This window comes from Campylobacter sp. MIT 12-8780, from assembly GCF_006864535.1.
Lineage (GTDB): Bacteria > Campylobacterota > Campylobacteria > Campylobacterales > Campylobacteraceae > Campylobacter_D.
The window spans coordinates 143,907-158,168 of record NZ_QHLL01000005.1 but is presented as its reverse complement, the minus strand read 5'-3'; the positions used below and the strand labels follow the sequence as shown (position 1 = coordinate 158,168).

The window sequence follows — 14,262 nt, the reverse complement described above, 5'->3', positions numbered from 1 at the left end:
TTTTTTAGCAAGGATAAGCAAGGGAAATTTAAGTGATTATTCAGTTGGAGTGAAAAAACTTAGCCTTGAAGAGATGAAAGAGGTTAAGGGTGGGTATGTAGTGAGCATAAATGATTACAGCAAAGATTTTAGCACCTTAAAATCAGAAATTTATGCAACAGCTGGTTATACTAGAGGTGAAGAGCAGTATATTTTTAATTATGATATAAATCGTAGATTAGGTAATATTTTAAATATACCAGAGGGCTTATGTGCGATAGGACAAGATAAATGCTCTAATCCAAGCTCACAACGCATGACTCAGTGGCTACAAGCCTCAAGAGGATATTTGGATTTAAGACCTGTTTATATAGTAAAACGACAAATAAAAACTTCAAATTTAGGAACACCTTATGTGCTTTTTACTTATGGAGTGGGAGTTAAAGATGCGCATACAGGACAATTATTTCAGTTTGACAAAACAACTTCTAGTGCTTTGTTAAATTACAATATGATTATAAAGGAAATATCAAATAAATACAAAGAAATCATGGAAAGCAAATTAGGGGGCTATAATCCTAATCTATTTTAAAGGTAAGGTAAGATATGATAGATTCAACATTTGTGGGTGTAAATTATGGCTATTATCACATCAAGCAAAGCTATGAAAAGCGTTCCCAGCAAGCTTATACTATAGTGCAAGAATTTGTAGAAAATGGTGGAAAATTAGTAGAGAGCGGACATGATTATTATCATGATAAAATGCGAGAAAACTTAGGCTTAAATGAATTTGATGCAAGTTCTAAAGAGTATTGGGATAAAGCAGCTGAAGCTTTTACACGCATTTCAAATTTATATTTTAATAAAGCACCAGATGTTAAGCTTATCCAAAATAGTCTTTTTCAAAGGCAATTAGAAGGTACGCTAAGCGAGTTTGAGGATAAAATGTTAGGCGAAGCCTTATCTCAAACTATATATAGCATAGGAGTTGATCTTGACAAAGAAAAAGAAATTTTACTTAAAACAACAGCTGATGTAGGAGAATTTGTAAAGAAATGGAATGCAATTTTAGCAGATGAAAAGGCAAAATTTGATAATGAAGTTACGGCAAAAGAAATACCAAAAGAACAAATGCAAGCCTTTTTAGAAAAACAGAATAAAAACATTAATTTAAATAATAGCAATAACTCACAAAGTGATGAAACAAACAAAACAACCTTCACTCCAATACAAGCAGAAAGTAAAAATGAAACTTATAAGGCTATAGATACAAATGAGCTTCTTAAAAAACTTTTAGAAGAAAGTTTTGATGAAAAAGATTTTCTTAAAATGATTTTTGGGATAAAAGATGAGAATTTAAATTTAAAAAGTCTTGATTTAAATTCAAATGAGTTTTTAAATTCAAATGATTTAATAAGTATACTTTCAAAGATAAGCTTAAATACTTTTAATGTTTTAAATAAGAGTGTGGATGTGAAGGTGTAGCAGTAAAAGAGTAAGATAAATTTGATCTGCTAGGGTTTAAGCTTGTGTCTTAAGAATATGATATAAAAATTAACTTATTTATGATAAAACCACGAAAATTAAGGATTGTATCTTAAATGAAACGTTTTCTTTTAACTCTATTTATATGCCTTAATGCTATGCTTGCAAGTGATGAGCTCAGTATAGATTCGCTTTTTAAAAAGCAGATTGGCTTAAGAAGCATTACGAGCTTTTCACTTCTTAGCACAGGCAATGCAAACTCATATTCACTTTATCCAAATATCACCATAAGCGGAGATCCCACCATTTGGAATGACACCAAGCAAGGCTTTTTAAGTCAAACCTTTGTTTATACCCTGCATCCTAAATTTGATATACTTGTTTCAGCAAGTGCAAGTTATGCAAGACACGAATACACGAATTTTTTCACTAACGAATACTCAAGCAAAACAAGAATAGGTTTTGATAATCTTTGGCTAGGCTTTATCTATACAGCTGATAGCATAGCTGATCTTATCCCGCAAATCACCCTTCAAACAGCTTTGGTACAAAGAGAAAAAGTGATCAACAACACAAAGAATTTTTATCTTAAATCCCAAAGCTTGCAAGCAAGTTTAAGAGGCTATAGCGATCCGGTGGTATATAGCTTATATGCTGGCTTTGGGTATAATGCACCAAGATTTTTTGATATAGGCAAGGTTGAATACGGACATAGCATTTATGTAGGTGGGGATTTATCCATCATCTTAAGCCCTAAGATCACTTTAGACTTGGGTGCGCAGCAACGCTTTCAAACCAAACAAAAGATCAATGGCTATCAAAACTCAGAAATTCGCTCTATCCCAACTTTAAATTTAGGCTCAACTTATAGTATAAACTCTGATACCGCCGTTTCACTTAACGCAAGCTTTGGCGGAAGTTCAGCTTCTCCTGATAGTATCTTTGGTTTGAGTATATGGAAAAAGTTCTAAAAGTCTTATGCTTGCTCTTGCTTTTGCCATTGTTTGTAAGGGCTGAATTTGTGGTTAGTTCTTATCAAGAGCTAAAAAACCAAAGAACGATAAGACAAAATTATGAAGAATCCTGCGGAGCAGCCGCACTAGCGACTTTAATCAATCTCACAGATGATAAAAAACTAAGCGAACTTGATCTTTTAAAGCTTTTTGGCGAAAAAGAGCTTTTTACAGATATGATTAGCTTCGCAGAGTTAAGACAAAGCGCGCATAAGCTTGATTATAAAAGCGAGACTTACCAAATCACAAGAGAAAATTTAGATAAGCTTACGGATATCCCTATGCTTGTGAAGATTGAAGATGATCCACGTTTCCCACACTTTGTAGTCATCATCAATCACAAAGGGGATTTTTTAGAAGTGCTTGATCCAAGCCATGGTGAATACCTCAGCTTAAAAAGTGAATTTTTTAGTATTTGGGATAGGCACAAAAAGGGCGGATATGCGTTGTTTGTAGAAACTCACAATGAATACAAAGACATTGATAAAAAACTATCTGAAAATTTGATTTTTGAATTTCAAGGGCTAAAATAACAAACAAAACCGCCAATCACCCCTACTCTTTCAAAGATAAATCTTGCTCATTTAAGGTTTTCTTTGCTTCTTCTAAGATTGCTTCATCACTACTAAAGTCAAAAAACTTAAACTCATTGCCATGTTGCATAAAGCCATCGATTAAATCCCCACTTAAGCGATTTTTAAGATCAAGCTCAGCGATCTTAAAGCCATCTAAAGTCCCAGCAAATTCAAGCAATCTTTTTGGAATTTCTTTTTGCTTAGTATAAAGATAACAAAAGCTCTTAAGCCCCACACGCCCTACCCTGCCGCGTAATTGGTGTAAAGTCGCAAGCCCTAGTTTTTCAGCCCCAACGATGACAATGGTGCTAAGTCTAGGCAAAGAAATTCCAACCTCAACAACAGTTGTAGCAAGCAAAATCTGCCCTTTTTCTTTAAACTGAGCTAAAACTTCATCTTTAAATTTATCTTTTCCATGCGTGATATATACATTCTTAAAATGCTTAAGCCAATACTCTTTAGCTTGCTCTAAAGAAAGATACTGCGAGCTTTCACTTTCACTAACCAGAGGATAAATAATCGCAACTTGATTATTTTGCTCAAGCTCACTTTTAATCTTTTCAAGTAAGCTTTGAAAGTCCTTATCTTGTATGCAAAAAGTTTGAATATCTTTTTTAAAGGGCATTTGTTTAATGAAAGAAAAACTCACAAGCTCAGATTGTATCATACTTAAAGTTCTTGGTATAGGCGTGGCTGAAAATTGCACGAAGTGAGGACTTAGTCCATCTTTACTTGCAAGCTCGCTGATCTTTTGGCGTTGATTTGAACCAAAGCGGTGCTGTTCATCAACCATCACTAAAACCGCTTCAAAGCCTTGCTGGTGGATAAGTGCGTGCGTACCGATGATAAGATGAGCCTTTGCAAGCTTTTCATCAAGGGCTTTTTCCTTTCTGCCACCTTTGACAAAGACAACTTGCATAAAATTTGGCAAAAGTCTTTGAGCCTCATTAAAAAGCTGAGCTGCTAAGATACTTGTGGGCGCCATTAAAAGTGCTTGTTTTGGATATACGCTAAGTGCTGCTGCAAGTAAAACAAGGGTTTTTCCACAGCCCACATCACCCATGATAATGCGTCTTTTTGCCTCTTTTTGACTTAAATCAGCCCTTATGTCATTGATGGCACCAAGCTGATCTAAGGTTGGCTTAAAAGGTAAGCTCTCAAGCCAAGAATGTATATCAAAAAGCTTTATTTCATAGGCTTTTGAATTAGTTTTTTTCTGACGCAAACGTTTTAAAAAGCTATAAATTTCCACAAATTTTAAATCTGGTAAAAAATTCTCTAAATGAGAAAAAACCTCAAAACTTTGTTCATCATAGCGGTGCAAATTGACAAGTAAATTGGCTCTTTTTTTATCTATGCCCTCAGCCATAAGGTTTTCTTTTGTGACGTATTCTTGTATAAGTTTGGCTATTTTTTCATCTTTTATACCAGCAATTTGGTATTTTGGCTCAAAAATATTGGCTTTTTTAATAATTTTTGGATTATCAAACTGCCAAAAATTATTAAAAAAGCTCATCTTAGCGTGAAAAATACACTCTTTTCCTCGCTTAAAAACGCCTACATGCCACCTACTTGGGCGAAAGAATATAAAATGAGCCTTGATATCCCAATTTTTACAATAACACAGCCCAAAAAGCTTTCCGCCTCTAAAACTTGACTCCAAAATCTGCACTTCTTCAGTGCAAGCGCTTTCTTTTGGCTCTTTACTTAGACTTAAATTTTCTATCTTTTTGGGTAATAATAAAGCTAAATTAATCGCATTTTTAATATGCAATTTTTTAAAAAGCCCTAGATCACAAGATGCAACTTTCATTTATTTTGCACACTTGCAAAGCTGATTTGAGCAAGCTCTGTATGCTTTTTGATATAAGCGTTTAGCTCGCTTAAACTCGTTTTTTTAATGCGTTCAAGTTCTTTGAGGCTGTGTCCTAACTCTAAACCCTTATAAAACTCATTTAAAGCCATATCAAGTCGTTTTTCAAGACTTTCATAACGAAGTGGCACACTTCCAAGCAAGAAATTTCTAGCCTGAGTAAGCTCATCTTCACTCACGCCATTTTTTACAAACTCGGCAAAAAGCTCACGCACCAAAGCTTTTGCGTCTTTTGCGTTTTCATTTTTGGTTTGCAAATACCCAAACACTCTTTGATAACTTAAATTCGCCTCGAGCATAGCATAAGCACTATATGCCAAGCCTCTTTTTACCCTCACTTCTTCCATAAGCCTTGAACCAAAGCCTCCAGCTCCTAGTATAAAAAGCGCAAGTTTTGTAAGGTGAGTGTCTTCATCATTAAATTTAAATTCAATTGGCGAAGCAAAATAAATATAAGCTTGTTGGCTTTCAGGCTTGATTAAAAGCTCATCTTTAAGACTTTTGCTAAGTTTGAAAGTCTTTGTTTTTTCAAGCTTAGCGATTTTAAGCTTTGACAAACAAGGCGTGATTAAAGCCTTAAACTCAGCAAAATCAAAATCCCCTCCTCCACAAACTATAAGTTCGCTCAAATTTAAATGCTTTGCGTAAAAATCCTGCAAATCTTTCAAACTCATCTTTGCAAGGCTTTGTTCATCGCCGTATTTACTAGTGCGAAATTCTTTTGTTTCAAACACGCTTTCATTGAGTAAATTTTTTGCCAAAAAGTCAAAATCACTTTGCTTGCTTGCAAGCTCGCCAAGCGTGATTTTTTTAAGTCTAGCAAGCAAAGTTTCATCAAAATTTACCTTTTCAAACAAAAGGCTAAGTTTTTCTACAGCAAAAAAAGCATGTTCTTTTAAACAAGAAATGCTTAATTCAAAACTCTCAAAACCACTATTTGCACTAAAATCAATCGCTCTTAATTCAAGCTCTTTAAAAAAGTTCTCATCGCTTCCTTCGTTTAAAAGCCTTGCAAACATACTTGCAAGCCCATCTATATCGCCTTCATACGCTTTGCCAGCGTTTTTAAATACAAGCCTTAAAACAAAAATGGGTAAATCATGATTTTCTTCAAAAATAACAGGAACTTGAATGTCTTTAAATTTAAGCTGATGAAGCATACTTGTCCTTTTGGCGTAAAATAAAGGAAAAATTATAGCAATTTTAGGCTAAAAAGAGTTTGAAACTTGTTTAGCCTAGCTTTCAAAACTCTTTTACTGCCAAAAAATTATAAAATCAGCATCTTGCTCCCTAATCTCACTTCCTTCAAGAGCTACAACACTCACACTTTTTACTTGTTTAGTGTCTAAATCCATAAGATGTAAAGGAATGCCTAAGCTTTTATTTGCATGATAAAGCCCAGCAATAAGCACGATTTGCTTTTTACTTGCGAGCAAAAACTCAGCCATATTTCTGTCTTTTCTAAGTTGAGCTTCAACAAAAATTTCACTTACCTCAGGACTCATCGCATGAAAAGAATTAATCTCATCAAAAAGAATTTTCTTAACCTTTGAAGCTGTAGAATACTTACCTTGCAAAGGTGCAAGCTTTTTATTATAAACCATATCAAGCTTATCTTGACTTAAATTTACAGCTAAAAAATCATTATTTGAATACAAGGCATATTCGATCAAATCCTTATAATCCTCATAATTCCACTCATCTTGCCAAGATAAAGCCTTGCTTATATGAGAAGGTTTTATGCGAGCTTTTGCGTCTTTTGCTTTGTTAATAAAACCTTGTTTATCATCATCAAGCATTTCAAAAGCTATGGCTATAGGCTCATTTTTTGAAAGCTCTTTTACTAAAGCAAGCTCCAAATCATGGTGTTTTTTCTCATCGTGGTATTCTCCAAGTATGATAATATCTTGCTTTTTAAGCGTATTAAGCAAATCATCATAAGAGATAAAACGTTTTGTTTTTGTATCCTTGACTTTAAAAGAAGTGTTTTGATCAAGAAATGAAAGCTCTTGCTTTGAGTTTTGATGTGTAGAGCAGGCAAGAAAAAAGAAGCTTGCTAACAAAATGACTATTCTCATTGTTTTCCTTTTTTATAAAAATAAAAATAGATATTATCATTTATAATATTAAATTAAAATTAAAAATTTTCCTTGTATATAAATTTATAAATCCTAAAAAATAATTATCTTAAAATATATAATTAATATATACTTTCAAATTATTTTTTATAAAAAATATATTTTTAATATAAGATTATGAAATTTTATATTATAATCACAGCTTAATTTTATAAAAAGGACAAAAAATGAGCAAAAATTTAAGCCTCATCGCTTCTTTGTTTTGTCTTTCAAGCTCACTTTTGGCTGAAGATAACAATACTTCAGTATCAACGGGGGGGGGCATTACACACTTGAAGCTTCAGTCGTTGAAGCAAGCAACTACCCTTACAGCTCCGGACAAAGCCTCAATCAAAGCTTTATTAAAAACGCGCCCAATGGCAACGGCGATATAACTAGTCTTTTAAAAGTCCTTCCTAATGTGCAATTTGATAATAACCAGCTTAATTCAAATACTCCCGGAGAAATCGATCCAGCAAATATCTCTATAAGCGGGGGTTTGTATTATCAAAACTCTTTTTTGCTTGATGGTATGAGTATGAATAATGACTTAAGCGGAGGAGTTAATAAACCCGGTATGAACGAAGATTACACGCCCGGAGAGCAAAGAGAATTTTCAGGACGTTCTCAAGGGCTTAACATAGACAGCTTTTTACTAGAAAATATAAGCGTGCAAGATAGCAATATAGGAGCAAGTTATGGTGGCTTTACGGGTGGGGTTGTTGAGGCGACAACTAAAAAAGCTCGAAAAGAATTTGGAGCAAATTTTGCTTATCAAATTTCACAAGGCAATGCCTCGCCGGGGGCTTTTTCGCTTACTCAGTATCATATTTACGGCAATGAAGAAGAATTTTTAAACTCTTCATCTGGAAGCAATCAACCCAAATTTATCAAACACTCTTTTCGTTCTTCTTTAGAAAGTAGGATAAATGATAAACTTGGTATCATCGCTAGCTTTACCACCACTCAAAGCTTTATTCCGGTAAAAGAATTCGTGCAAGATCAAAATACACCCTCAAATTTAGTTTCAGTTGATAGAAAAGAAAAAAGGCAAAGTTATAATTTCTTTATCAAAGCTGACTATCAAGCAAGTGATGATGTGGCGCTTGAGACAAGCTATGCTTTTATGCCTCAATACAACAAGTATTATAATGCTGATTATGTTAATTCTGGGACAACCATAAAAAGCGGAGGGCATAATCTTGGTGCAAAAGCCTATATAAACAATAAATTTGGTTTTCTCACAGCTCAAACAAGCTTTTCTTATCTTGAAGAATCGCGTCGAAGCGATGCAAAAGGCACCAAAACATGGATTTATTCAGCTGATAAAAATTGGGGCGATCCTAATGATTTTCAATACGAAGGAAGTTTTGGCGATGAGGATAATATACAAAGCGATATTGAGCTAAAACTCAATCAAAGCTTTGAGCCTTATTATAATGACAACTTTGAAAATATTTTTAATGCTGGGTTTGAACTTGGTTACACCAAGGCTCATTTTAAAAGACTTAGCGAATCTAGCGATGTTTTAAGTCCTTTTGGTATAGAAGATCAAAACTATGTGTGTCAAGATGAATACTGCTCTTCAGCTCCAGTCGATCCAAGCAACAACCTAAATAATCCAACAGGAGACAATTACGGACAATTCCTTGGCGTTATGAATAAATACAAAAAAGGCAAAATTTCTTTAGATAGCACAAATTTAGCTTTTTTTATAGAAGATGAGCTTAAATTTGATCTTGATAACAAAGGCGATATTAACACTCGCTTAGGTTTAAGAATGGATTATGATACCTATATGCAAAAAGCTCCTATTGCTCCAAGATTTAGCTTTAAATATATAGCACCTTGGGGGCGAGATGATAGACTTAATACAAATTTCATCTTTGGGGCAAATCGTTATTATGGACGCAATCTCTTTGCTTATCGCTTGGCTGATGGTAAAAGTGCTTTAGAAGAAAATTATGTTAGAATGGATCCTAACCAAAACTTCGATGAAAGCACTTTAGTAAATGCTGTGCCAAACAACACAAGCTTTAAAAAACTCAAAATTCCTTACGATGATGAACTAAGCGTAAGTCTTACTCAAGAATTTTATCATTTTGATCTTGTAGGCAAATACATACACCGCTTTGGACGCGATCAAATTCAAAGAAATTGCATCATCGATCCTACGAGCAATGCTTGCAGTAGTGTTTATACTTATGATAATACAGGGCGATCAGATAGTGATATCATCACTTTAAGCGTGCAAAATTCTAATCCTTTTGCGTTAGGTTTTATTGATAATTATTTTTTATTTGCCTTTGATTATACTCAAACCAAACGTTCTTATAATGACTTTAATGATGAATTTGATCCAATTGATCGTGAATATGCAGAATATCAAGGCAGTATTATCAAGCTTAAAGACTTACCTAGCTCAAATTTCACTCGCCCTTACACCTTAAGACTTACAAGCACTCATCAGCTTAAAAAAGGCAGGACAACTTGGCTTTTAAATAACTTCTTTCGATATAGAGGAGCATATCAAGCCCTTGTAAATACAAGCGAAAGAATGCAAAATATAGATGGGCTAAATAGAAGAGTTTATGTATATGAAAATGAACGAATAGCTGGAAATTTTTCATGGGATATGCGAGTTGGCTTTGATATAGATATAAGCAAAGGCAATATTTTTTATACAAATATAGATATTTTAAATGTTTTAAATAGACGCATTACTACCACAGGAAAAACAGCCACAAGAACTATAAAAAAGACTTATGAAACAGGACGGCAGTTTTGGGTAGAGGTGGGATATAGGTATTAAAAAAGCCTTATCAAACCAAAAAATAAGCAAACAAAGCCCTAGCTTAACTTTGTTTGCTTTAAAAAATAAATTTAATAATACCTTTGTAAAATTTCATAAGCTGTGTTTCTTTTAGCTGGTTTTTCGCCCAAACTTTCAATGAGCCTTATCATCTCATCTTGATTCATCTTATAGCTTGCTCCAGCTGCTGAGACGACATTTTCTTCCATCATGGTTGAGCCTAGATCATTGGCTCCAAATTTTAAGGCAAGCTGTCCTATCAAAGAGCCTTGCGTTACCCATGAGCTTTGTAGGTTTTTAAAATTATCAAGATATAACCTTGCAAGAGCAAGCAAACGCAAGTATTTGTTTGAGCTTTGTTTCATAATCTCTGGGTGCTTGAGTTTTAGCTTAGTATTTTCGCTTTGAAAACTCCATAAAATAAAAGCCCTAAAGCCTCCTGTTTCATCTTGTAAATTTCGCAAATGCTCAAAATGCTCGATAAGCTCTTCATCACTTTCTATAGTGCCAAACATCATCGTAGCTGTGCTTTTCATACCTATCTTGTGTGCTTGCCTATGCACTTCAAGCCAAGTTTGAGTATCACATTTATGAGGAGCGATCTCATCTCTTACCCTATCACTTAAAACCTCAGCTCCAGCTCCGGGTATGCTAAAAAGTCCCTTTGCTTGCAGTCTTTGCAAAACCTCTTTGATAGAAATTTTTGAAATTTTGGCGATATAGGCGATCTCAACAGCCGAAAAACCATGCACGGTAATGCTTGGGTATTTTTTAGCGATAAACTCCACAAGCTCTTCATACCACTCAATCTTAAGCTTAGGATGCACTCCGCCTTGAAAAAGAATTTGCGTGCCACCTATGGCTAAAAGTTCTTCTATCTTTTGTCCTATCTCATCAAAGCTTAGCACATAAGCATCACTATCTTTAGCATGCCTAAAAAAAGCACAAAAATCACAATCTATACAGCAAACATTGGTATAGTTGATGTTCCTATCCACCACAAAAGTAGTGATTTTTTCTGGGTGAAGCTCAAGTTTTTTTTGATACGCTAGCTCACCAAGCTCGTATAAATCAGCATTTTGAAGCAGATATAAAGCTTCTTTTTGGCTGAGTCTTTTGCTAAAATTCATATCTTTTGCATTCATCGTTTTCACAAATTTCCTTTTTTGTGTTTTAAAGGCTGTATTATAGCATTTTAAATTTGAAATATGCTACAATTTTACTTATGAATTATATCATTTTGCTTAAAAACAACAAAAATGTTCGTATTTTAGCTTTCGTGCAATTTATCGTGTATTTTGGAGCATGGTTTTCACAAACTGGCGTTTTTACTCTTTTAGTTGATCTAAACGCTCCTACTTGGGCAGTTTCTATAAGTGCTATGCTAGCTTTTTTGCCCGGAATTTTACTTGCACCTATTAGTGGCGTGATTGTTGAAAAGAGCAAGCCTAAAACGCTTTTGCTTTTAAGTGCGAGCCTTGAGCTTGTTTCCATCTTTATGCTGATTTTTGTAACAAACTTGAGTATGCTTTGGCTTTTGTTTATTTTAATCTTTATCAGGCTTTGTGTCGCAACGCTTTATTTTCAAGCTGAAATGAGTCTTATGGCAAAGCTTTTAGAGCCAAAAGAGCTTAAACTTGTCAATGAAATTCACAGCATTAATTGGGCGGTTTCATACACTTTAGGTATGGCTTTGGCTGGCTTTTTTATCAGTGCTTTTGGCGTGTATAGTGCATTTTTGTTTGACTGCTTACTTTTAGCCTTTGGCATATCGCTTTTGCTTCTTTTAAAAATCCCACAATTTCAGCCTGCAAAAGCACAAAAATTCATCAGTATGATTAAAGATGGCTTTGTGTATATCTTTAAAAACAAACTCATCTTTCATCTTATCTTATTACATGCTTTTATAGGACTTACAGCGTATGAAACCTTAGTAACCTTGCTTGCTAAGCATGAATATAAAGAAATTTTATCAGTTGCTCTTGTCATAGGCTTTTTAAACTCTGTTCGAGCATGCTCTTTAATCATCGCTCCTATCATCTTAAGCTCTTTTACAAACAAACGCACGCTTAAATACCTCTTTTTCGGGCAAGGAAGTGGAATTTTGCTGTGGAGTTTTACGCAGTTTGATTTTTATCTTTCCTTTATAGGTTTGCTTGCGGCTGGTTTTTGCACCTCATCGATTTGGTCTTTTACTTATACGCTTATACAAGAGCATTGTGATAAAGAGTATTTTGGACGCGTGATTGCTTATACTGATATGACTTATTTGAGTTTTAGCGTGTTTATTTCGCTTTTAAGTGGCTTACTTTTTGAGCTTAGTTTTTCTTTGATGCTTATTACTGCTTTACTTGGGGGATTTTTTATCTTTGCAAGTTTTTATTGGCATTGGTTTTATAAACGTTATTTGAGCTGATTTATTCTTTGACGATGATATGCTCAAGCTCTTTAAAATAAAACAAATTAAAGCCATCTTTAAATTCATACTCAAGCTTCATATTATGGGCTTTTAAAATGGTATCAACTATGTAAAGCCCTAGCCCAAAGCTATCTTTTTGCTTCGCCCCTTGAGTGAAGGCTTGAGTGTAGTATTCAAGAGGTTTTTCAAGGGCTTTGCCTTGATTTTTAAAGCAAAGGTATTGCTTGCATATCTCAAGCTCGATAAATTCGTTACTTGAGTGCTTAACACCATTGTCAATCATATTTTTAATCGCTGTTGTAAAAAGCTTAAAATCCACGCTCACAAAAAAACTTTGTTCAAGATGAATGCGAATTTTTTTATCATCATTCATTGCAATTTCTTTTGCTTCATCTAAAATATCTAAGATATTATACTTTTTGCGGTTGATAAAAGCTGCTCCTGAAGTGATTTGCTCAATAGCAGCAAATTCATTGATAAGAATTTCAAGACGATCAAAAATCCCCCTTAATCGTTCTTTGTATTTATTATCCTCAAGCATTTCAAGGGTGATTAAGCCTTTAGTAATAGGCGTTTTAAGCTCATGCATGATATTGCGGATAAAAAACTGCCTTGATTGATTCATCTTTTGAATTTGAGTGATTGCTTGAAAAAAGGCTTGTGCAACTTGGGAAATTTCATCATTTCCACTGCTGACATCTTTAATCTCATCAAGTTTGTTTTGGGCGAATTTATCGATTTGCTTTTTAAGTGAAGTGAGCGGTCTAAGCTTTTTAATCACAAAAACATAAAGCAAAACAAGCACTAAAATCACACCAAAAGCAAGGGCTTTAAATTTAAAGTAACGATACCCTTCATAATCTTGATCATTATAAAGATATAATTTCCCCTCGTGGATAATCTTTAAAAAAATCTCTTTTTCATACGAGATAATCTCAATCAGTCCAGTCGTAGTTTGCGCTCTTGCTAAAACATCGCCCCTAAAAATAACCTTTCTAATCTCGCTTGGCTTCATAACCTGAGTCATTTTATAATGCTTAGTTTGCTCATAAAACTCCTCCTCGCTCATCACGCCATTAAAATACAAAAGCCTAGCATTTGCAACAAGAGTGTATTTGTCGTTTAAAACCTTAGTGTAGTTTTGCTGATCGTATTCTATGAGCCATAAAAAAGCGAGTATAACGCTTACTATAGCTAAGATAAAGATTAAAGTAATGGTATAAAAAATAGACGAGCGATTCATTGAGTAAGCTTATAGCCTATGCCTCTGATAGAGTGGATATACTTTGGAGTTTTTGGATCATCGCCCATTTTTTGACGAATTCGGCTGATGATAACATCGATACTTTTGTTTGAGCTGTCCTCACTTATGCTTGAGCAATTATACACAAGCTCTTCTCTACTCACTACCCCGCCTTCTTTTTTGATTAAATAACTTAAAATATCAAACTCAGCATTTGTAAGCTGAATTTCCTTGCTTTTCATCGTGATGATATGTTTGTATTGATCATATACCAAGTCTTTTACACTCTCAGCCATAGCCTTTTTAGTCGTGCTCATACGACGCAAATGGCTTTTTATGCGGGCTTGAAGCTCTTTTGGATTGTAAGGCTTTGGAAGATAATCATCAGCCCCCAACTCAAGCGCATTAACTTTATCGCTAAGATCATGCCTTGCGCTTGAAATAATGATAGGTGTATCGTATTTTTTGCGAATTTCTTCACACACTTCAAGTCCATCAAGTCCGGGCAGAGTAAGATCAAGTATCACAAGCTGATATTCTTTTAAAGCAAGCTTTGAAAGCCCTATATAAGGTTCATGAGCTATATCAACCTTCATATCAAATTTTTCTAAGTATTCAGCGATAATCTCAGCAAGCTCTAAGTCATCTTCTATCATCAAAATATTTACCATAATCTTCCCTTCAAGTAAAATCTTACTTTTAATTGTAAAACATTTGTTTCAACAAAAAGAAAACTTGGATCATTT

13 protein-coding genes are annotated in these 14,262 nt (G+C 34.3%); 7 read left to right on the top strand and 6 right to left on the bottom strand.

The genetic code is table 11. The features are described from left to right. From DMB95_RS05555 to DMB95_RS05540, 4 genes are all read left to right on the top strand, one after another. The coding region (locus tag DMB95_RS05555) for a bacteriocin (RefSeq protein WP_260604827.1) at positions 1-571 on the top strand (571 nt) is incomplete at its 5' end. Between the two features lie 14 nt (positions 572-585). Continuing rightward, positions 586-1,464 carry a hypothetical protein gene (locus DMB95_RS05550; protein ID WP_142931245.1) on the top strand — a complete coding sequence of 293 codons (879 nt, stop codon included), beginning with the start codon at positions 586-588 and terminating at the stop codon, positions 1,462-1,464. Positions 1,465-1,580: 116 nt separating this feature from the next. After that, positions 1,581-2,435 (top strand): hypothetical protein, encoded by an 855-nt coding sequence (locus DMB95_RS05545; protein WP_137633224.1) that lies wholly within the window; start codon positions 1,581-1,583, stop codon positions 2,433-2,435. Next, complete coding sequence (locus tag DMB95_RS05540) at positions 2,420-3,010, top strand: cysteine peptidase family C39 domain-containing protein (protein ID WP_142931244.1); 591 nt, start codon at positions 2,420-2,422, stop codon at positions 3,008-3,010. The genes DMB95_RS05545 and DMB95_RS05540 overlap by 16 nt, the downstream gene beginning before the upstream one ends. A 22-nt stretch (positions 3,011-3,032) precedes the next feature. Here the strand turns inward: DMB95_RS05540 and recG are convergent, their stop codons facing one another. The 3 genes from recG to DMB95_RS05525 form a co-directional block, all read right to left on the bottom strand. Next, on the bottom strand, positions 3,033-4,865 hold the full coding sequence (gene recG, locus DMB95_RS05535) for an ATP-dependent DNA helicase RecG (protein WP_142931243.1): 1,833 nt from the start codon (positions 4,863-4,865) through the stop codon (positions 3,033-3,035). Then, on the bottom strand, positions 4,862-6,085 hold the full coding sequence (locus tag DMB95_RS05530) for a M16 family metallopeptidase (RefSeq protein ID WP_142931242.1): 1,224 nt from the start codon (positions 6,083-6,085) through the stop codon (positions 4,862-4,864). Before DMB95_RS05530 ends, recG begins: the two co-directional genes overlap by 4 nt. Before the next feature lie 93 nt (positions 6,086-6,178). Further along, a complete protein-coding gene (locus DMB95_RS05525) occupies positions 6,179-7,003 on the bottom strand; it encodes a ChaN family lipoprotein (protein WP_142931241.1) in 825 nt (274 codons plus the stop codon). A 227-nt stretch (positions 7,004-7,230) separates the two neighbouring features. Here DMB95_RS05525 and DMB95_RS09735 point away from each other — a divergent pair, with 227 nt between their 5' ends. Both DMB95_RS09735 and DMB95_RS05520 read left to right on the top strand, forming a co-directional pair. Then, positions 7,231-7,437, top strand: coding sequence for a hypothetical protein (locus tag DMB95_RS09735; RefSeq protein ID WP_260604826.1), 207 nt, complete (start codon positions 7,231-7,233; stop codon positions 7,435-7,437). A 26-nt stretch (positions 7,438-7,463) separates the two neighbouring features. After that, a complete protein-coding gene (locus DMB95_RS05520) occupies positions 7,464-9,854 on the top strand; it encodes a TonB-dependent receptor (protein ID WP_335890349.1) in 2,391 nt (796 codons plus the stop codon). Between the two features lie 71 nt (positions 9,855-9,925). Here the strand turns inward: DMB95_RS05520 and DMB95_RS05515 are convergent, their stop codons facing one another. Beyond that, on the bottom strand, positions 9,926-10,984 hold the full coding sequence (locus tag DMB95_RS05515) for a dehypoxanthine futalosine cyclase (protein WP_137633239.1): 1,059 nt from the start codon (positions 10,982-10,984) through the stop codon (positions 9,926-9,928). A gap of 95 nt (positions 10,985-11,079) precedes the next feature. Here DMB95_RS05515 and DMB95_RS05510 point away from each other — a divergent pair, with 95 nt between their 5' ends. Beyond that, positions 11,080-12,270, top strand: coding sequence for an MFS transporter (locus tag DMB95_RS05510; protein WP_142931239.1), 1,191 nt, complete (start codon positions 11,080-11,082; stop codon positions 12,268-12,270). Position 12,271: 1 nt separating this feature from the next. Here DMB95_RS05510 and DMB95_RS05505 read toward each other — a convergent pair whose 3' ends face one another. Both DMB95_RS05505 and DMB95_RS05500 read right to left on the bottom strand, forming a co-directional pair. Then, positions 12,272-13,516, bottom strand: a complete 1,245-nt coding sequence (locus tag DMB95_RS05505; protein ID WP_137633217.1) for an ArsS family sensor histidine kinase — start codon at positions 13,514-13,516, stop codon at positions 12,272-12,274. Next, complete coding sequence (locus DMB95_RS05500; RefSeq protein ID WP_142931238.1) at positions 13,513-14,187, bottom strand: response regulator transcription factor; 675 nt, start codon at positions 14,185-14,187, stop codon at positions 13,513-13,515. The genes DMB95_RS05505 and DMB95_RS05500 overlap by 4 nt, the downstream gene beginning before the upstream one ends. Between the last annotated feature and the right edge of the window lie 75 nt (positions 14,188-14,262).

What these genes read in the sequence shown, in the direction of transcription:
- DMB95_RS05550 (WP_142931245.1), top strand. Translation starts at nt 586, where the DNA reads ATGATAGATTCAACATTTGTGGGTGTAAATTATGGCTATTATCACATC.
- DMB95_RS05545 (WP_137633224.1), top strand. Translation starts at nt 1,581, where the DNA reads ATGAAACGTTTTCTTTTAACTCTATTTATATGCCTTAATGCTATGCTT.
- DMB95_RS05540 (WP_142931244.1), top strand. Translation starts at nt 2,420, where the DNA reads ATGGAAAAAGTTCTAAAAGTCTTATGCTTGCTCTTGCTTTTGCCATTG.
- recG (WP_142931243.1), bottom strand. Translation starts at nt 4,865, where the DNA reads ATGAAAGTTGCATCTTGTGATCTAGGGCTTTTTAAAAAATTGCATATT.
- DMB95_RS05530 (WP_142931242.1), bottom strand. Translation starts at nt 6,085, where the DNA reads ATGCTTCATCAGCTTAAATTTAAAGACATTCAAGTTCCTGTTATTTTT.
- DMB95_RS05525 (WP_142931241.1), bottom strand. Translation starts at nt 7,003, where the DNA reads ATGAGAATAGTCATTTTGTTAGCAAGCTTCTTTTTTCTTGCCTGCTCT.
- DMB95_RS09735 (WP_260604826.1), top strand. Translation starts at nt 7,231, where the DNA reads ATGAGCAAAAATTTAAGCCTCATCGCTTCTTTGTTTTGTCTTTCAAGC.
- DMB95_RS05515 (WP_137633239.1), bottom strand. Translation starts at nt 10,984, where the DNA reads ATGAATTTTAGCAAAAGACTCAGCCAAAAAGAAGCTTTATATCTGCTT.
- DMB95_RS05510 (WP_142931239.1), top strand. Translation starts at nt 11,080, where the DNA reads ATGAATTATATCATTTTGCTTAAAAACAACAAAAATGTTCGTATTTTA.
- DMB95_RS05505 (WP_137633217.1), bottom strand. Translation starts at nt 13,516, where the DNA reads ATGAATCGCTCGTCTATTTTTTATACCATTACTTTAATCTTTATCTTA.
- DMB95_RS05500 (WP_142931238.1), bottom strand. Translation starts at nt 14,187, where the DNA reads ATGGTAAATATTTTGATGATAGAAGATGACTTAGAGCTTGCTGAGATT.